Raw genomic sequence first — 17988 nt, 5'->3', positions numbered from 1 at the left:
GCGTTGAGTTTTCGGCCTGCTCGGCCAAAAGGAGGACCCTTGTTCAGATATGTCGCGTTCGTTCTTGCGGCAGGTGTCGCAACCGGATTCTCGACGCCGGCTTTTGCCGACGCCGGGAAAGTGTTCGACACGCTGCTTTCTTGCAGGCCGGATTTCTTCTCGGTCTTGAAAGCGGAAGCGCCGGCACTGGGACGGGTGAAGCTTGAAACTTTCGCAGACCCTGGCAACAGGCAGGACGATCCCGACGCAAAAAACGTATACGCTCAGATCGCCACCTTCGAAAAGCCGGTCAAGGCCGGCGATCTCTCGATCGTGCGCTATTTCCAGAGCGCGACCGTTCAGGGTGGCCAGCCGATCGGATATAGCTGGGCGCTGCAGATCGCCGAGCAGCCGGAAGTGATCATCCGTTTGCTCGAATCCCGCTTTGACGCGAAGTTTGCCCGGCCGTGGATGTTCGAGGGCTGGAGCGTGGACGTCAGCCAGACACCCGACGCCGGCCCGTTATCGCCGAAACTGACCATCGCACCCTACGACGATCCGGATCGCCAGGCCACGCTGACATGTGATGTCGATCCGGACGCCACGGCAGACATGCAGCCGCCGGACATAAGGGACCTATTCGGGGCGCCATAACGGAGCCTGCTGCGCCGCGCGTCTTATGAGACGCGCAAAGGACGCTGTAGCACTTTGAATTGCTGCATGTTTTTACCCTTAAATCGGCTAGGATTTAAGGAAACATGCAGTAGCGAAAGCGACAGCGTCCTCTCGTAGCCTATCGGTTTCAAGGTCACGGCTTACTGCTGCACGTTTCCTTAGATCGGAACAGAACAGCGATCTTGGTGCGCCTGAAAGACGCATGGCGCTGTAGGCAGCGGGGACGTCCGCATCACAGACATAAATGGCTTGCAGCCAAGGCGGTTCTCCGGAGCCGCCTTTTTTCATGGAGGAATCAATGTCCGAAACAAAGAAGCCGGCGCCCGTCCGGCTGATCTATGACGTTTGGCTGAAGGAGGGCGAGCGGACGCCGGCGGGCACCGTCGTGTCCGTGGGCCTCGTCGAGGCCAAGGCGCTGATCGCCGCCGGCAAGGCCGAGCGGGCCGATCCGCTGCCGGGGGAGTGACCATGGTGATCCGCGACGGCGACTGGAAGCTCTTCGATTATGATTTTCAGACCGGCCGCTCCGTCTGGGTGATGGAGGACGGCAACAGGACCTATTGGCGGACGGATTATCCGGTCGAAAACCTCGTCCGTCAGAACGAATTCACCCGCCGCGCCACCGCCGGCAACGCCTTTGGCGAATGGACCAAGGTCGCCTCGATCCCGCTCAACCTGGCGCATTCCGAAAACCTGGTCAGGGCGCATTCCGAAGGCGACGACCGCTATGTGAAGCGGTGGCTCAACGACAGCGACAACCGCGCCTGGCGCACATTCGAGGGACATCTATGACCATATCCGACTATGCATCGCTCCTCGCCGACGCCGGCGACTATTCCGGTCGCGATGACGTCGCCCATCTCTTCCCGCGCTTCCTCGCGCTCGCCGAGCTCAAGCTCAACCGCGTGATGCGCGTTGCCGATATGGAGAAGACCGCGACGGTGCCGTTGGCCGAAGGCGAGGGCAGCCTGCCGGCGGCTTTCCTGGAGGCGCGGCAGGTGCTTGGCGCCGATGGCCGGGCGCTGCGGGCGCTGCCGCTGCAGGAGTTCAACAGTAACGGGACATCCGCCGGCGCGCCGATCGGCTACGCGATCGTCGGCGCCGCGATCCGGGTGCGGCCGAAGGGCGGCGAGAACATCCGCCTGACATATTACGCGAAAATCCCGCCGCTGACGGCCGAAGCACCCAGCAACTGGCTGATCGAAAAGGCGCCGGACGTCTATCTCTACGCGCTCGTCGAGGAGATCGCCATCTGGGAGCGCGACGCCGCCAAGGCGGGCGCGGCCGAGGCGCTGAAGCGCCAGGCGATGGCCGGCCTTGGGCTTGCCGACGAGCGCCTGCGCTGGGGCAATGCCGAAATCGTCATCGGAGGGCTGACGCCATGACGCTTCTTACCGTGATCAACGAAATCTCGGACATCGTCTCGCTCGACCGCTTCGACAGCGTCTACGGGACGAACGATCCGAATGCGCAGACGATGGTTGCGCTCGCCGAGGAGGCGGGCGCGGAGATCGCCCGGCGCGCCGACTGGAAGCGGATGCTGAAGACGCACGCCGTCTCCGCTTCGCCGGAACTTCTGCCTGCCGACTACCACCGGCTGGCGCCCGGAGGGGCGGTGCGGGCGGCGGACGGCCGCTTCTTCCGGCCGGTCGCGAACGGCGCGCAATGGGCGGTGATCGTCGGCGTCGCCTCGACCGAGCCCTACTGCCACCTTCGCGGCAGGGAGATAGTCTTCTCGCCGGCCGCTTCAGCCGCCGGCGCGACGATCGACTACATCTCGAAGAACTGGGTGCTCGGCGATCCTTACGAGGAGCGCGATACGTTCCGCGCCGACGACGACACGACGCTCTTTCCCGAGCGACTGCTGAAGAAGGGGCTGATCTGGCGCTGGAAGCGGCAGAAGGGCCTCTCCTTCGAGGACAACCTCGCCGAGTTCGAGGCGGATCTCCTGCAGGAGATCAATGCGGACAGAGGGATATCATGACGGCAGTTCGCATGAATACAGTTCGCCCGGGCCGCCTGCCGCAGACCAACCGCGGGCAGGCGAGCATCGGCCGGCCGCAGAACTCGGGATCAGTGACTTTTCCGGCGCCGAAACAGGGTCTCGTGACCACCGCCGACATGGCGTCGCAGACGCCGGGCTCGGCTACCGTACTTACGAACTTCCTGCCGACGCTTGCCGGCTGCAAGATCCGCGGCGGCTCGCGCAAGATCGGGCTTGCGGCTGATGGCGGCGCCATTCGCAGCGCCTTCAAATACAAGTTCGGCAGCAACGAAAAGCTGTTCATGGCGACGACGAGCGCGATCTACAACATGACCGCGCCGGCCGGCCCGCCGGCGACGACGGCAGCGGCCGTGAGCGGGCTTGCCGGCGGCGACTGGTGCGCCATCCAGCACACGACCGCCGGCGGTTCGTTTCTCGTCTGCCTCAACGGCGCCGACACGCGCCGCATCTATGACGGCAACGCCTGGACCACGACGCCGACGATCACCTTTTCCGACAGTACGACCATGGCGCAGCTCAACTATGGCTGGCTGTTCAAGAACCGCGAGTTCTTCCTGAAGAACGCGACGCTCGACGCCTATTACCTGCCGGTGAACGCGATCGGCGGCGCGGCGGCCGTGTTTCCGCTCGGCGGGGTGATGAAGAAGGGCGGGTCGCTGATCACCGGCTTTTCCTGGTCGCTCGAAAGCGGCGACGGGCTTTCCGATCTCTGCGTCTTCGTTTCGACGGAAGGCGAGATCGCCGTCTATGCCGGCTCCGACCCTTCGAGCGCCAGCGATTTCGCGCTGAAGGGCGTCTACCAGATCGGCAAGCCGCTCGGAAAGAACGCCTGGATCCGTGTCGGCGGCGACGTGCTGATCGCGACCTCGGATGGGCTGACGCCGATGTCGCAAGTGTTTCAACGCGACCGGCAGGCGCTGAGGCAGGTCTCGGTGTCGCGGCCGATCGAGGACGATTGGCGGCAGGCGGCAAACGCCACCGGATCCGGCTGGACGCTGAAACCCTGGACCGAGCAGAACCTGGTCTTCGTCGCCTTTCCGGACAACAGCGTCGTCAGCGACCGGACCTTCGTCCTGAACGTCTTGAGCGGGCGCTGGGCGACGATCAGCAACTGGCGGGCCAACTGCTTCGAGACGCTGCAGGGCGGGCTCTTCTTCGGCTCGCGCGAAGGCTATTGCTGGCAGGGCGACACCGGCGGCACCGACGACGGGCTGACCTTTGCCGCCACCTATCTCTCGCAGTTCACGCCGGCCGGCCAATTCGGCCAGCGGACGGCCGCGACGATGGCGCATATGTATTTTCGCGCCAAGACGAAGCCCAAGGTGCAGCTCTTCGCCCGCGCCGACTTCGACCGGAGGGTGCCGCCCTTCGATCGGGTGACGGAGGGCGACACGGCCTCGCCGGAATGGGATGTCGGCCTCTGGGACGTGGCGCGCTGGGACGGCGTGTCGGAGGCGCTGCGCTATGATTTTCGCCAGAACGTGCGCGCAAGCGGCGACATGCTCGCTGTCGGCTGCGTCATCACCTCCGGCGGCGCGGTGAAGCTCGACATCGAGGTGGACCTCGCCACGCTACAGGTCGCGGCCGGGGAGGCGAGCGCGTGAACATCATCTGGGGAGGGGTGGGCGACTCCGCGAAGAACAAGGCGATCGCCGGCTTCGTCGCCGCCCATATCGACGGCTGCGAAAGAGGCTTTGCCGACTTCACCACGCTTGGCGTGATGGAGGAGGGCAGGCTCCTTGCCGGCGTCGTCTACCATAACTATTCGCCCGAAGCGGGCGTCATCGAGCTTTCGGCCGCCGCCACCAGCAAACGCTGGCTGACGCGGCCGGTGCTCAAAGCCATGTTCGGTTATCCCTTTGACGAGATCGGCTGCCAGATGGCGGTGCTGCGCGTCTCGGAGGAGAACCGAGGCATGGCCGAGATTGCCCGCCGCTTCGGCTTCACGGGCCACCGCATCCCCCGCCTCCGCGGGCGCGAGGAGGCGGAAATCATCTTCACTCTGACAGACAACGACTGGCGGGCGCATCCCGTCAATCGAAGGTAGGTGTGCTATCGGAAAGTCAAAAGCTCCCACGCCCCCGGATCCGAAGGCGACAGCGGCGGCACAGACCGCGACCAACATCGGCACCGCAGTCGCCAACGGATACATGGGCAATGTCAACCAGGTGACGCCGGACGGCAGTCTCACCTACAGCTACACGACGCAGAAATGGACCGATCCCTTGAGCGGCAACGTCTACGACCTGCCCGTGGCGACGGCGACGCAGGCGCTCTCGCCGATGCAGAAGAAGATCAAGGACGAGAACGATGCGGCGAGCCTCAATCTTGCGACGCTCGCCACGTCGCAATCGAGCCGGCTCAATAATCTGCTCGGCAAGCCGATGGACATTTCCAAGGCGCCGGCCGCCGGCGACCCTTCGAAGCTCCAGCTCCCGCAATACCAGCAGTTTTCCGGCGGGCCGGAGCTTGCAACCTCGGTCGGCGATGCCGGCAACATCACCCGCAGCTACGAGACGGATTTCGATACCCCGAAATACGAGAATGCGCTGATGGCCCGGCTCAACCCGCAACTCGAACGGGACCGCTCGGCGCTGGAAACGCGGCTTGCCAACCAGGGGCTGCAGCCGGGATCGGAGGCCTATAACCGGGCGATCGACGAGGCGAACCGGACGTCCAACGACGCCCGCATCGCCGCCGTGCTGAACGCCGGCCAGGAGCAGACGCGGCTTGCCAACCTCGCCAACCAGAAGGCGGGCTTCGAGAATGCGGCGCAGGCGCAGGCCTATGCCCAGGCGCTGCAGAACGCCGACTTCGGCAACAACGCCAAGCAGCAGATGCACCAGAACAGCCAGTCGGCCACGGCCGCCAACAACGCGCTGAAGGACCAGAGCTTCAACGCCGAGCAGGCGCGGATCAACGCCCAGAACACCGCGCGCGCCAACTATTTGAACGAGCAGTATGCGAGCCGCAACCAGCCGATCAACGAGATTTCAGCGTTGCTTGCCGGCGGCCAGGTGACGAGCCCGAATTTCGTGCCGACACAGGGCCAGTCGATCCAGCCGGTCGACTATGCCGGGCTGGTGCAGCAGAACTACCAGAATCAGATGGCGACCTATAACGCCCGGCAGCAGGCGAGCGGCAATCTCATCGATTCCATACTGGGCTTCCTGCCAAAGTCCGATCGCCGCGCCAAGAAGAACATCGAGAAGGTCGGCAGGGTCAAGGGGCACAATCTTTACGAGTTCCGCTACAAGGATGAGCCGGTCTCCGGGCCTAAGCATCTCGGCGTGATGGCGCAGGAGGTGGAAAAGACCCGCCCCGACGCGGTGATCCGCGGGCCGGACGGCATGCGCCGGGTGGACTACGGCCGACTTTTCGCGGCGGGGAAGGGGCGGAAGTAGAGGCGGATTTCGTCTCTCTTCGTTGGAAGCGAAACACGACTTCAGGCATGGCCTCCCATCGGGAGGCCTTTTTTCATGGAGGCTAACTTGCCAAGAACAGGCGGAGTCTATTCCCCACCGGCCGGCACCAAGGGTGTGCCGAACACGACGATCCAAAGCGTGCCCTATAACGCGTTGGTCGACGACCTCACGGCCGACGCCAATGCCGCGCGGCCGATCACCGCGGGCGGAACGGGCGCCACCAGCGCCAGCGCCGCCCGCACTGCATTGGGCGCGCAGGCCACGAGCGCGGCGCTAAGCTCGATCGCCGGGCTTGCGACCGGCGCCGACAAGACGATCTACACGACTGCGGCGGACGCCTATGCGACGACGGCACTGACGCCGTTCGGCCGATCGCTGATCGACGACGCCGATGCGGCGACCGCGCGCTCGACCCTCGGCGTTGCCATCGGCACCGACGTCCAGGCGTTCGACGCCGGGCTTCAGTCGATCGCCGGGCTGACGACGGCCGCCGACCGCATCATCTATACGACGGCGGCCGACTCCTATGCTGTTGCCCCGCTCACGGCCTTCTCCCGCACGCTCCTCGACGACGCCGACGCCGCAACGGCGCGCTCGACCCTCGGCCTTGCGATCGGCACAAACGTCCAGGCTTACGACGCCGGCCTTGCGGCGATCGCGAACATGGCGGTTACCGACAGCAATTTTATAGTCGGCAACGGCACCACCTGGGTCGCCGAAAGCGGCGCAACGGCCCGCGCCTCGATGGGCGCGGCATCAACCGCGACGACCATGACTGCCGGCAATGGGCTGACCGGCGGCGGCGATCTATCCGCAAGCCGGACTTTCGCGCTCGGGACGCCGTCAAGCATCACAAACGACACGACGAACAGCGTGACAACCACCAGCCACACCCACGCCTTGGGGTTCACGGCGGCGGAAGTTTATACGGGAACGGCGGCGGGGGAAACGAATTTTCCGCTGGGGCATGTTCTGTGCGCGAGTTCGAGCGCATACACTGCGCGCAACGCCAGTGCGGGCATCCATCTCTTTTCGCCGAATAGCTTCTCTTACGTCACTACTGGTTACGTCAATGCCGGCGCCCAACTGGCTGGCACATGGCGGTGTCGTGGTGTGTCTGACGGCGGTTCGGAAATCAATCTGTTCCAAAGGGTTGCCTAAATGACTGTCATGTCCTCCAACATATCTCTCAATTCGGTCATCGCCGTCGCGGCTACAACTGAAGAGGGCGTGCTTGTCGTTCATTGCAATATCACGGACGTCGAAGGTCACACCTACGACACATATTACTGTAGCCGTTCTGACGACCTCTATGGCCTGAACCCGGCCGTCCGCGCGTGGCTCGCGGCTAATCCGTCCTTTCCAATCCAGCCATTTGCTCCCCCGACGGTGGCCGAAATTCGCGCTGGTATGCCGGCGCTGACTGCGCGTCAGCTTCGCATTGGCCTTGTGAACAACGGCTTCGCCCTCGCAGGAGTCGATACTGTGATCGACACGATGCCGGAAGGCCCCGAGAAGGAAACGGCAAGGATCGAATGGGAATATGCGACGACATTCGTTCGCGGTCATCCGTTCATTAGCGTGATAGGCGGCGCTCTCGGTCTGTCAGAAACGCAGATCGATGAAATCTGGTCGACAGCTATCGATTTCTGATCTGCTTACGGCGCTCAACTCTTGCCTGTATAGCAAGCCCAAGTAGCAGAATCACACACGGGATCAATTGCATGCGGTTTCGCAAATCAAGGAAACGGGCGCGCTATGTAGCGCACGGGGATAAGTCGCTTCCAGGGCTGGAGATGCAGGGATTCGCATATGAAATTTTGATTGCGTTTCGGGTTTGAAAGGAATCTTGGAAAGGCAGATCTTGAGAGGAGAGACTGCCATTTCCTGCCTGGAAGACTGTTTTGGTTCGCTGCCCGATCCGCGGGCTGGCAGCGCCAAGCATGGGCTTGGCGATCTGCTGGTGATGATGGTGGCCGCCAGCCCGCGCGGGGCGAGCACGGCGACGGAATTCGCGCTGTTCGCTGAGAATCGCAAGGCGGCGCTCTCCCGTCTGATCGAGTATGACAGCGCGCCGAGCCACGACACATTCTCGCGGCTGCTACGGCTGATGGATCCCGCGGCGTTCGGCCGCGCCTTTGCCGTCTTTGCCGCCGGCTTTGCCCAGGCGCTGGGCGCGAGCGGGGCTGCTCGCCGTTGACGGCAAGGCCTTGCGCCGCGCCTATGCGCTTGGGCAGGCCGCAGCCCGCCACTGACGGTGTCCGCCTCTGCCGCCGAAGCCCGGCTGGGCCTCGCGACGGTGACGCCAAGGGCCGAGGAGAACGAGGTCGAGGCGGCGCTGAAGGTGGTGGAACTGCTTGATCTGACGGACAAAATCGTCACGGCGGACGCGCTCCACTGCCATATCCACATGGCTCAGGCGGTCTTCGACCGGCGTGGCGACTATATGCTCGCGCTGAAGGGCAACCGCCGTCACCGGCGGCGGCAGGCCGAGGCGGCATTGGCGCAAGCGACGCCGGCCATGGCTGAGCGGAGCGAACGCAGCCATAGCCGAAACGAGTGGCGCCGGGCCAAGGTCGTCGCCACACCAAACCGCGCTGGTGCCAGGTCATCAAGCCTTTGTCCGCATCACCAGCCGACGCGACGAGGCTAAGCCGCCGACGCGCCTGTTCATGGCCTCTGCCGAAATCAGCCCCGAGCGCGCGTTCGCCATCCGCCTCTCCCACTGGCAGATCGAAAATGGCCTGCACTGAATGCTCGACGTCCATCTCGACGAGGACCTTAGTCGCGCCAGGAAGGACAACGCCCCCGCCAACACCGCCATCCTCAACCGCCTGGCCCGCAACATCCTGCAAACCGCCGACCTTCCCAAGGTCCCCATCAGCCATCGCATCAGGAAATGCGCCTGGAACGACGACTACCTCGTCACAGCTCTGGCTCATATGCGATAGCCCTGGCTGGAGATGGACGGCTTTCCGCGTTCTGAATAAGAATACGTCCTTCCTCGATGATCCGAAACTCGATGCCGCATGGCGGTTTGCCGAGCAGGGTAATAAGAAGCTCGGGGCGAAACGGAGCCATGTCCCGATGTCCTCTGGAGGGCGCACCTCTGTTGCTGTGCAGCTCTCAATGCATCAAAATTAAAGGAATCGACGTTTACGACATAGCGAAACGTAACTACTCGCGATTCCTGAATGCCTCGCGGGTCAAAGGCGCACTGCCGCAAACACTTGAAGTTACAGCCATAGAGAAGATCTCACATCTTTCGATGGATCTAAACAGCGCCCGCTACGAAAAAGAATGCATCGTGCGCGTGTCGGATGGGATCGTCCCAGGTGGTCACATCGTGTTGGAAGATTACGCCTTCAAGGATCTCGGAGAGCAGTACGACATGCGGAACGAATCCACGGCTAAACGCGCCCTTATGGTTCTCATTTTGCCGACCGGCAAAGGGCTGATTGTCAAGCACAAACTATCGTGATCGAATTACCTACGACCCCGCTACCGAGCGGGGGTTTTTCTTTTTTGAGCAATTAGGTGAACGATGAACAAAACCGTGCCTGCCGGCGCGGCGATTCTGCTCGACTTCATTCGGGAAACCGAGGTCGGGCGGAAAGACCGTGCATCCTATGACGTGATCTATGCCAACAGGCAGAACAGGCTGAAGCAGCCGCTGACGACGATGAGCTTCGGCGATGTCGTCGAGGCGCAAAAGGCCTGGTCGAAGAGCCATGGCTCCAGTGCCGCCGGCGCCTATCAGTTCATGCGGGCGACGCTGATCGGCCTTGCGAAGGAAATTCCCTCGATCGAGGGAAGCGATATCTTCACGCCGGATCTGCAGGACCGGCTTGGTTTTCACCTCCTGAAGCGCCGCGGCTATCCGGCGTTTGTGGCTGGCGAATTGTCCCTGGTCGAATTCGGCCGGCGGCTGGCGCAGGAATGGGCGTCGCTTCCGGTCCTCGCCGACACCACGGGCAATGAACAGGGGGTGAAGCGCGGGCAATCCTACTACGCCGGCGATGGGCTCAACGAGGCGCTGGTAAAGCCGGAGAAGGTCGAGGGTGTGCTGCGAGAGGTGCTGGCCGCGGCGCGACGGCCTGTGAAGCCTGAAGTCCCGACAGCGCCAGTCACGCATGCGGAAGCCGCCCCGGCGGCGGCAGCGGGCCCCGCGTCGACGCGCAAGGCCGTCGCGAGATCGGGGCGCTTCTGGACCTGGCTGCTGACGGCCGGCGGCAGCGTCGTTACCGCCCTGAGGGAATTGAATCTCGTGACGCTCGACTGGCGGGTGCAAATCGCGATCCTCACGGTCATCGTCGGCTTCGCCGTCTACGCCATCTCCTCCATGCCGGTCGTGCGGGAGGCGCTGGGTCTCAAGTGATGATGGTCTGGGGAAGGATGCTTGGCGGCGGGCTCGTGCTTGCTGCCGTCGTTTGGGCCGTGCTCGCCCTCCGCGAGGAGGGGGCACGAGCAATGAGACACGCAATCGAAAGGCAAAACGATGAAGCGGCGAACCGCGCTGACGCGAAGCGTCGCGCTTATGATGCCTGCCTTGGTTCTGGCGGGGTGTGGGATTTCGGGGCCGGGCGATGTGACGGGCCTGAGACGCGTCGTCGGCACTGATCTTGTCGGCGCCCGCGGCGCAACGGCCGCTGACCAAAGCCGGATTGACCGCACCGTGGTCGGCCTTTGCGCCGTGGCGATATGGACGAAGGCCGAATGCGAGAGACATGGAGCGGGCGGCGATGATTGATGCGAGCGTTCACCACCAGCTTGGGACGTTGATCGCCGAAGTGAAGAACCTGCGCGAGGATTTTCGGCGAGCCGAGGAGCGGTCGGACGCAAGCCTCGCCTCGACGATCCGCCGCATGGACGATCTTTTCGAACGGGTGGGCGTGCTCGAGGGGGCGATGTCGCTTACCAAGGAGGACATTGCCGACATGAAGCCGGTGACCGAGGATGTGCGGAAATGGAAGCTGATGGGAATGGGCGCGCTCGGCGTCATCGGCATCGGCGGCGCTGCGCTGGGGGTGACCTTTGCGGATGCGGCGAAGCGATTGCTCGTGCTGCTCAGGAGCGTGTAGGTCGCCATGCCGGTGGTCCGGGCATCGCATCCGTCGGGTGATTCGGTCGCTTCGCTTGGCGGAGGCTGCTCGAATCGGAGGGAAAAGCCCCAGGTTCGGCGACCGGTGCGCCGTCTCCGCGGTTGCACCGGCACGGTACGAATTGTGGAAAAACAATAGTCCAGGTTGTGCTTCCTTAGAAACAAGCGTAAGCCGCGTGCGCCGGCTTAGCTCGGCTCACCATGGCTGTGGATATTGCGTCGGCACCATGCCATTCCCCTAAAATTCCATGGGTGCGATCAAAACGATTGCGGTTACCTTTCGCACGGGGGAGGGCCAGGGGGATGGTGACTGTCGCCGACATCAATCTGACATGGGTGCAGAAACGGGCGGATGCCTATTGCGCCAAGCTTGGTGACCATGAAATGGGCTTTGTCTTGAAGCGCCAGGCGCGTGGAGACTGGGCCTGGACCATCTGGCATTGCAACGGGACCGGCAGCGAAGATTTCCGTCATGCCACGACGCTCGATGCGGCCCAGGCGCAAGTGCTGGCGGGCGTGAAGGACTGGTTCCGCCAGGCCGGCTTCTCCTAAACAGAGGCAACCATTCTCCGGTCAGGCGCGAACCCGCCTTCACTGAAGAGGCGGCGGGGGACCGATCTCGCCGAGGGATCCGCCGCCAAGCTTTGCCTCGGGCGTTCGGGGGTGTTGTGCGCTCGGCGCTGTCGCCCTGTTGGGTGGTCCGGGAAAGTGCGTAATCAATCGAAGTCGAAGAAGTCGTAGCGGTAACGCCGGCTGACGAGGCGCAGCGAGCCGTCGGGCTCAACCACGTAGGTCTCGTAAACGGTGCGTCCCGCGCGATCGTTGAACTGGTGCGGCACGATGCTGCCGACCGGGGACCGGGTAAGCCTTGTCCGCGGCCGGCCGCCATAGGTGATGCTGCCGGGTATCGGCTCCATATAGGGCGAATAGCCGACGGTGACGGCCGTGGCGGTGCAGCCGCTCAAGCTCGATGCGAGCAGGATCGCGGACAGGATGGTAAGCGACATCGCGGGCAGGGGCATTCTCATGGATTCTCGTTGCTCGCTGTGGCCCGGTGAAGCGCCGAAGGTCTTGAACGTAGGCCTCGCGCAAAAACAACGCGTTCTACATGCACAGGGTTCCCGGGACGTGCTCCCGGGACTATTGGGCGCGACAGCACCCTGCTGCTGCCTACTGCATGTTTCCTCAATCCTAGCCGCGGGAGTGCCTCGTGATGAAGTCGTAGTCTATGTGGCGACGGATCAGCTTCAGCGAGCGGTCCGGCTGGATCACGTAGGTTTCCCGGGCCAGCCCGCCTTGCGTGAAGAACTGGTGCGGCACGATGCTGCCGACCGGCGCCTTGGTGAGTTTTGTGCGCGGTTGGCCGCCATAGGTGATGCTGCCGGGGATCGGCTCCACCTCGGGCGCCGTGGCGGTGCAGGCTGAAAGCAGGAGTGCGGCGGCGCAGGCGATAGAGGCATGTTTCATCGTGACGGTCCCCGGTGTTGCCCGAACATCAATCATCCATGTCGCCGAAGATATTGTAGTCGATTCGACGGCCGACCAGGCGCAACGAGCGGTCCGGTTCGATGATGTAGGTTTCGTAGACCCTGTGGCCGAAGTTGTCGAAGAACTGGTGCGGCACGATGCTGCCGACCGGGGCCTTGGTGAGCTTCGTGCGCGGCTGGCCGCCATAGGTGATGCTGCCGGGAATGGGCTCGAGGTAGCGCCCATAGCCGACCGACGGCGGCCGGGAGGTGGTCGTGCAGGCGCCGAGCAGAATGGCGGCAAAGAGGGCGGGCAAGACATGTTTCATGGCAATCCTTTCAATTCCAACATTTTGAGACGCGGTGCGCAGAAACCGCACAGTCTCCTCGTCCCTCTTAGCGGTCGGACAAAAGATCATAGTCGATGCGGCGGCTTATCAGCCGCAGCGAGCGGTCGGGCTCGATGACGTAGGTTTCGGAGACCTCGCGGCCGAATTTGTCGCGGAAGCGGTGCGGCACGATGCTGCCGACCGGCGCCTTGGTGAGTTTCGTGCGCGGTTGGCCGCCATAGGTGATGCTGCCGGGAATGGGCTCGAGATTGCGCGAGTAGCCGACCGACGGCGGGGCGGTGGAGGTGCAGGCGGCGAACAGGAGACCCGCGCAAATGGCTGGCAGGGCGGTCTTCATGGCTGCTTTTTCCTTGGCTCCGGCGATTGCGCCCTCTCCGTTGCGCGAAGGCCCGTTGATACACGTTAAACTGGCTGCGTCATCATATTCTTTCTTCAACAACGATCAAAGGAACCAACGAGTTTCGGTTGAGTTTCTGGTGATGCACGGCGCTGCGACGCGAATCTGTCGCTATCCCCGTTGCATCCGATGGGCGCTTCGGACGATGTAGTGGATCTGACTCGCCGCTGCGTGATTTTATTCCTTCAATCGGTTCCGATTCGAGGAAATATGCAGTAGACGCTCTCGTCCGACCCGCGTTGCTTCAGGTGCTGCTCATGACCGCCGAACAGTGGCTTTCGTTACTCGTCATCGGCACCATGATGGCCTTCTTCATCTGGGACCGTTTCCGCTACGACATCGTCGCCTGTTCGGCGCTGATGCTGTCTATCGCGGTCGGCATCGTGCCTTTCGACCACGCCTTCGACGGCTTCAGTAATGATATCGTCATCATCGTCGGCAGCGCGCTGATCGTCAGCGCCGGTGTCGCCCGTTCCGGCGTCGTCGACGCGGCGATCCAGCGTTACCTGCCGGACCTGACCTCGGTCAGGGCGCAGCTTGCGCTTCTGGTCGTCACCGTCACGGTGCTTTCCGCCTTCATCAAGAACATCGGGGCGCTGGCGATCATGATCCCGGTCGCCTTCCAGTTCGCCCGGCGGTCGGGTGTCCAGCCCTCGGTCTTCCTGATGCCGATGGCCTTCGGCTCGCTGATCGGCGGGCTCATGACCCAGGTCGGCACCTCGCCCAATGTCGTCGTGTCGCGGATGCGGCAGGACCTGACCGGCGAAAGTTTCAGCATGTTCGATTTTACGCCGGTCGGCGCGTCGCTGGCGCTGGTAGGCGCGGTGTTTCTGCTTTTCGCCTATCGTCTGGTGCCGGAGCGCAAGAGCCAGCAGGTGTCCGTCAACGAGGCGATCGAGATTACCGACTATACGTCCGAGGCGGTCGTCGCGGCCGGTTCGCCGATGATCGGCAAGCCGCTCGGCAACCTCGTCAAGCTCGGCGATGGCGGCGCCGTCGTGCTCGCCATCTTCCGCCGCGGCACGCATCTGGCGCCGCTGCCGGACGCCATCATCGAGGCCGACGATATCCTGCTGCTCGAAGGCGGGCCGGCAGCGCTCGACCGTATCGTCTCCCAGGCGAAGCTCAGGATTTCCGGCGACCGCTTGCCGGCATCCGGCAACGGCAAGGCACCGGCCGATCTCGAGGCGGTCGAGGCGGTGATCGCCAGCGGCTCGCCGCTGATCGGCATGTCGGCGCAACGGCTTGCGCTCTTCAACAATCACAACATCAACCTGCTTGCCGTCAGCCGGCAGGGCGAGCGGCTGAAGCAGCGCCTCGGCAGCATCCGGCTGCAGGCCGGCGACATCGTCGTGCTGCAGGGGATGCGGCGAGACCTGTCGCCCTTCCTGCAGGATTTCGGCTGCCTGCCGCTTGCCCAGCGGGAAATCCTGCTCGGGACCATCCGCCGTGCGACAGTGCCGCTTCTCGTGCTGGCGGCCGCAATGGGCGCGACGGCGGTCGGCGTTGTACCGGTGCCGGTCGCGTTCTTCGCGGCGGCGCTGGCGATGGTCGTCTTCCGAGTCATTCCGCTACGCGACCTCTACCGCGCCGTCGACGGACCGATCCTCGTCATGCTGGCGGCCCTCATTCCTGTCAGCGACACGCTGCGCACCACCGGCGGCTCGGATCTCATTGCAGGCTGGCTTAGCGGCATTGCGGCCGATCTGCCGCCTTCAGGCGCGCTTGCGCTGATCCTCATCGCTGCAATGGGCGTCACGCCGTTTCTGAACAATGCCGCTACCGTGCTCGTCATGGCGCCGATCGCCGTCAGCTTCGCCGCGGCGCTCGGCTACAAGCCGGATGCCTTCCTGATGGCCGTGGCGATCGGCGCGGGCTCGGATTTCCTTACCCCGATCGGCCACCAGTGCAACACGCTGGTCATGGGGCCGGGCGGCTATCGCTTCAGCGACTACCCGCGCCTCGGCCTGCCGCTTTCCCTCGTCATCGTGCTCGTCGCCGTGCCGATGCTGATGTGGGTCTGGCCGCTGCACTAGATCATTTCATTGTTTCTTTGAAACAGTGAAATGATCTAACTCTTTGAAATTACGCAATTCCGGACGGAAAACCGTTACACACCCTTCCTGGAATTGCTCTAATTCCAGGAAAGGCATGTCGCGGGTTCCGTCCGGAATTGCGCAGGAGCCGGCGGGGTCAGTTCTTCAAATAGTTCCTCTTGTACCAGTCGGCGATTTCGCCGCCGGTTGCCAGCCACACCTCGCGGCGCGAAGTGATGTGGGCCAGCGCGCTCGCGAAATGCTTGCTGCGGTGAGGATGGCCGATCAGGAACGGATGAAGGCAGATCGCCATCACGCGCCCCGTCTGCGCGCCGTCCTCGTAAAGCACGTCGAACTGGTCGCGGATCGTTTGGGCAAAGGCCTCGCCGCTCTGGCCCTGTTCGAGAAATGCGGCAAAGTCATTGATCTCGACCGAGTAGGGCAGCGACAGTATCGAGCCATTCTTCACCCGCATTGGATAGGGCTGCTCGTCGTTGACCCAGTTGGCGACATATTCGATGCCGGCTTCGGCGAGCAGGTCGAGCGAGCGATGCGACTCCGTGAGGCCCGGGCTTAGCCAGCCACGCGGCTTCCTTCCGGTGCTACGCTCGATCGTCTCGATCACGGTTCTGACGATCTGGCGTTCCTCTTCCTCCGGCTGGCCGTTGATCATCGTGGAATTGTTGGTGCCGTGGCCCATCCACTCCCAGCCGAGCGCCTTGCCGGCCTCGATGATGCGCGGATAGTGCTCGCAGACGTCGGAGTTGAGGGCAACGGTGCCCTTCACCCGGTATTTGTCCATGACCTCCATCAGCCGCCAGATGCCGACGCGGGCGCCGAAATCGCGCCACGAATAGTTCAGCACGTCGGGCACGAAGCCGGCGGTCAGCTGCGTGATGGAACTCGAGGGCCGGTCGAACAGGAAGTGCTCGACATTGGGCACGACCCAGACCGCAACCCTTGCGCCGCCCGGCCAGCTTAGCGGTGGACGATCGATGATGGCGGAATAATCGAAACGGTCGTGGTGCTGTGGTGCCGCTGAAACCGGGGACATGGCTTTCTCCTTCAGTGAAATCATGGGCGGTCGGATCAGTGAAGAGGCGATCTGCCGCGTTCGTTGAGGGTAGGCCACTCGATGTCGCGGAAAAATGCGCTATAATTCCGAGGACATCGGACCAAATGTCCGGAATTGAGTTTGGCAGATGGACAGTCTCGGATCGCTCAACGCTTTCGTCCAGGCAGCGGACAACCGCAGCTTCACGCTCGCCGGGCGGCACCTGGGCGTATCGTCGTCGGCAATTGGTAAGGCGGTGGCGCGGCTGGAGGAACGGCTCGGCGTGCGGCTTTTCCATCGCTCGACCCGCTCGATCACGCTGACAGCGGAGGGGGCGCTTTTTCTCGAACGCTGCCGGCGCATCTTTTTGGAGGTCGAAGCGGCGGAGCACGAAATCGCTGAGACGCAGGGCGCGCCGCGCGGCAAGCTGCGCGTCAGCATGCCGCTCATCGGCATGCTGACGATGCCGGCGCTCTCGGCCTTCATGCGTGCCTATCCCGAGATCGAGCTCGACCTCGACTTCAGCGACCGCATCGTCGACGTCATCGGCGAAGGCTTCGACGCCGTGGTACGCGCCGGCGAGGTCAGCGACTCGCGGCTGATGATCCGCTCGCTCGGCACCTTCCGCCTCATGCTCGTCGGCTCGCCCGACTATTTTGCAGTGAGAGGCGTGCCGCGAACTCCGGAAGACTTGAAATCCCACGCCTGCCTGCAGCACCGCTACGCGACCAGTGGCAAGTTCGAGCGCTGGCCGCTCAGGGGCGTGGAGAGGGACATCGAGTTGCCGACGACGGCGGTCGTCAACACCATCGAGCCGCTAATCTACATGGCCGAGCAGGGGCTCGGCATCGCCTGCCTGCCGGATGTCGGCATCCGCCGCCAGCTCCGCGAAGGCACGCTCGTCAGCGTGCTCGACGACCACGTCGAACATTCCGGCCCGTTCCGGATCCTCTGGCCCTCCAGCCGCTACCTGTCGCCGAAACTCCGGGTCTTCGTGGATTTCATAGCGGAGAACCTGTTTTCGGCCTGAGGTGTTCGCTCCTTGCTGCCTTCGCATTGGCGGGAGCCAGCTCGCGACGACGTTTCTGTCTTGCGTAATGTAATGTTATTTCGTAACAGAACGCACCGCTCAACGAGACACCCACCCGTGTTGATATCTCCTTTCTCCCTTCATCCGCTGGTTGCCTCGCGCCGCGATTCATGTCACCAAGGGCGCGATGGTGCTGCTTTCGTGATCCGGAAGCGGCTGAAAAGGGAACACGGTGAGGACGACCCAGGAGGGGCCGAAACCGTGGCTGCCCCCGCAACTGTGAGCGGAAAGCGCATTCACACCATGTCACTGGCAAAAGGCCGGGAAGACGTGAATGCGCGGCGACCCGCGAGCCAGGAGACCTGCCATCGAACCGATCAACCACAACGGACGGGGTGTTCCGATGGAAAAGAACTGGCTTCTGCTCGGCGGGCAACCGTCTCCTTGCATCTTCGCCATTTTCTCTCCGG

The 17988-nt window shown here is 63.3% G+C and carries 25 protein-coding genes and 1 riboswitch; of the genes, 20 read left to right on the top strand and 5 right to left on the bottom strand.

All coding sequences use genetic code 11. The annotated features are described in order from the left end of the window. Positions 1 to 39: 39 nt before the first annotated feature. The 18 genes from RB548_RS09640 (at position 40) to RB548_RS09555 (ending at position 11737) form a co-directional block, all read left to right on the top strand. Positions 40 to 633, top strand: a complete 594-nt coding sequence (locus RB548_RS09640; protein WP_331374704.1) for a hypothetical protein — start codon at positions 40 to 42, stop codon at positions 631 to 633. Positions 634 to 952: 319 nt separating this feature from the next. Then, positions 953 to 1120: a hypothetical protein gene (locus RB548_RS09635; protein WP_331374703.1), complete on the top strand. Its 168-nt coding sequence runs from the start codon at positions 953 to 955 to the stop codon at positions 1118 to 1120. A 2-nt stretch (positions 1121 to 1122) separates the two neighbouring features. After that, complete coding sequence (locus RB548_RS09630; protein WP_331374702.1) at positions 1123 to 1446, top strand: hypothetical protein; 324 nt, start codon at positions 1123 to 1125, stop codon at positions 1444 to 1446. Then, positions 1443 to 2039, top strand: a complete 597-nt coding sequence (locus RB548_RS09625; protein WP_331374701.1) for a phage adaptor protein — start codon at positions 1443 to 1445, stop codon at positions 2037 to 2039. Before RB548_RS09630 ends, RB548_RS09625 begins: the two co-directional genes overlap by 4 nt. Continuing rightward, positions 2036 to 2638, top strand: coding sequence for a phage adaptor protein (locus RB548_RS09620; RefSeq protein ID WP_331374700.1), 603 nt, complete (start codon positions 2036 to 2038; stop codon positions 2636 to 2638). Before RB548_RS09625 ends, RB548_RS09620 begins: the two co-directional genes overlap by 4 nt. 11 nt (positions 2639 to 2649) lie before the next feature. Then, on the top strand, positions 2650 to 4263 hold the full coding sequence (locus RB548_RS09615; protein ID WP_331374926.1) for a hypothetical protein: 1614 nt from the start codon (positions 2650 to 2652) through the stop codon (positions 4261 to 4263). Then, entirely contained in the window at positions 4260 to 4706 is a 447-nt protein-coding gene (locus RB548_RS09610) for a GNAT family protein (protein WP_331374699.1), read from the top strand. Before RB548_RS09615 ends, RB548_RS09610 begins: the two co-directional genes overlap by 4 nt. A 7-nt stretch (positions 4707 to 4713) precedes the next feature. Continuing rightward, on the top strand, positions 4714 to 6063 hold the full coding sequence (locus tag RB548_RS09605; protein WP_331374925.1) for a tail fiber domain-containing protein: 1350 nt from the start codon (positions 4714 to 4716) through the stop codon (positions 6061 to 6063). Between the two features lie 87 nt (positions 6064 to 6150). Then, the gene (locus RB548_RS09600) at positions 6151 to 7245 is read left to right on the top strand and encodes a hypothetical protein (RefSeq protein ID WP_331374698.1); all 1095 of its coding nucleotides are present in this window, start codon (positions 6151 to 6153) and stop codon (positions 7243 to 7245) included. Beyond that, positions 7246 to 7737: a hypothetical protein gene (locus tag RB548_RS09595; protein WP_331374697.1), complete on the top strand. Its 492-nt coding sequence runs from the start codon at positions 7246 to 7248 to the stop codon at positions 7735 to 7737. A 211-nt stretch (positions 7738 to 7948) separates the two neighbouring features. Then, positions 7949 to 8284, top strand: coding sequence for a transposase family protein (locus RB548_RS09590; RefSeq protein WP_331374696.1), 336 nt, complete (start codon positions 7949 to 7951; stop codon positions 8282 to 8284). Between the two features lie 57 nt (positions 8285 to 8341). Beyond that, complete coding sequence (locus RB548_RS09585; RefSeq protein WP_331374695.1) at positions 8342 to 8737, top strand: ISAs1 family transposase; 396 nt, start codon at positions 8342 to 8344, stop codon at positions 8735 to 8737. 100 nt (positions 8738 to 8837) lie between these two features. Continuing rightward, a complete protein-coding gene (locus RB548_RS09580; RefSeq protein WP_331374694.1) occupies positions 8838 to 9035 on the top strand; it encodes a hypothetical protein in 198 nt (65 codons plus the stop codon). A gap of 161 nt (positions 9036 to 9196) precedes the next feature. Continuing rightward, positions 9197 to 9565, top strand: coding sequence for a hypothetical protein (locus RB548_RS09575; RefSeq protein WP_331374693.1), 369 nt, complete (start codon positions 9197 to 9199; stop codon positions 9563 to 9565). Between the two features lie 63 nt (positions 9566 to 9628). Then, complete coding sequence (locus tag RB548_RS09570; RefSeq protein WP_331374692.1) at positions 9629 to 10462, top strand: lysozyme family protein; 834 nt, start codon at positions 9629 to 9631, stop codon at positions 10460 to 10462. 120 nt (positions 10463 to 10582) lie between these two features. Then, on the top strand, positions 10583 to 10834 hold the full coding sequence (locus RB548_RS09565) for a hypothetical protein (RefSeq protein ID WP_331374691.1): 252 nt from the start codon (positions 10583 to 10585) through the stop codon (positions 10832 to 10834). After that, a complete protein-coding gene (locus RB548_RS09560; protein WP_331374690.1) occupies positions 10827 to 11165 on the top strand; it encodes a DUF1515 family protein in 339 nt (112 codons plus the stop codon). The genes RB548_RS09565 and RB548_RS09560 overlap by 8 nt, the downstream gene beginning before the upstream one ends. 323 nt (positions 11166 to 11488) lie before the next feature. Beyond that, a complete protein-coding gene (locus RB548_RS09555) occupies positions 11489 to 11737 on the top strand; it encodes a hypothetical protein (protein WP_331374689.1) in 249 nt (82 codons plus the stop codon). A gap of 164 nt (positions 11738 to 11901) precedes the next feature. On the opposite strand, the gene RB548_RS09550 is transcribed toward RB548_RS09555, so the two are convergent. The 4 genes from RB548_RS09550 to RB548_RS09535 all read right to left on the bottom strand — a co-directional run bounded on the left by RB548_RS09550 (position 11902) and on the right by RB548_RS09535 (position 13338). Beyond that, complete coding sequence (locus RB548_RS09550) at positions 11902 to 12207, bottom strand: hypothetical protein (RefSeq protein WP_331374924.1); 306 nt, start codon at positions 12205 to 12207, stop codon at positions 11902 to 11904. A gap of 169 nt (positions 12208 to 12376) precedes the next feature. Further along, positions 12377 to 12652 carry a hypothetical protein gene (locus RB548_RS09545; protein ID WP_331374688.1) on the bottom strand — a complete coding sequence of 92 codons (276 nt, stop codon included), beginning with the start codon at positions 12650 to 12652 and terminating at the stop codon, positions 12377 to 12379. Positions 12653 to 12680: 28 nt separating this feature from the next. Continuing rightward, positions 12681 to 12980: a hypothetical protein gene (locus tag RB548_RS09540; RefSeq protein WP_331374687.1), complete on the bottom strand. Its 300-nt coding sequence runs from the start codon at positions 12978 to 12980 to the stop codon at positions 12681 to 12683. Between the two features lie 67 nt (positions 12981 to 13047). Next, positions 13048 to 13338 carry a hypothetical protein gene (locus tag RB548_RS09535; protein WP_331374686.1) on the bottom strand — a complete coding sequence of 97 codons (291 nt, stop codon included), beginning with the start codon at positions 13336 to 13338 and terminating at the stop codon, positions 13048 to 13050. 317 nt (positions 13339 to 13655) lie between these two features. Here RB548_RS09535 and RB548_RS09530 point away from each other — a divergent pair, with 317 nt between their 5' ends. Further along, entirely contained in the window at positions 13656 to 15434 is a 1779-nt protein-coding gene (locus RB548_RS09530; RefSeq protein WP_331374685.1) for an SLC13 family permease, read from the top strand. A 157-nt stretch (positions 15435 to 15591) separates the two neighbouring features. Here the strand turns inward: RB548_RS09530 and RB548_RS09525 are convergent, their stop codons facing one another. Next, positions 15592 to 16488 (bottom strand): polysaccharide deacetylase family protein, encoded by an 897-nt coding sequence (locus RB548_RS09525; RefSeq protein WP_331374684.1) that lies wholly within the window; start codon positions 16486 to 16488, stop codon positions 15592 to 15594. Between the two features lie 148 nt (positions 16489 to 16636). Between RB548_RS09525 and RB548_RS09520 the strand changes: the two genes are divergently transcribed. Continuing rightward, positions 16637 to 17518 carry a LysR family transcriptional regulator gene (locus RB548_RS09520; protein WP_331374683.1) on the top strand — a complete coding sequence of 294 codons (882 nt, stop codon included), beginning with the start codon at positions 16637 to 16639 and terminating at the stop codon, positions 17516 to 17518. Positions 17519 to 17689: 171 nt separating this feature from the next. Then, positions 17690 to 17902: riboswitch (cobalamin riboswitch) on the top strand. Positions 17903 to 17988 lie beyond the last annotated feature (86 nt).

It is taken from the genome of Sinorhizobium chiapasense (genome assembly GCF_036488675.1).
GTDB classification, from domain to species: domain Bacteria; phylum Pseudomonadota; class Alphaproteobacteria; order Rhizobiales; family Rhizobiaceae; genus Sinorhizobium; species Sinorhizobium chiapasense.
Note: the sequence above shows the minus strand (reverse complement) of the source record. Positions and strands in the feature narration are given on the sequence as shown.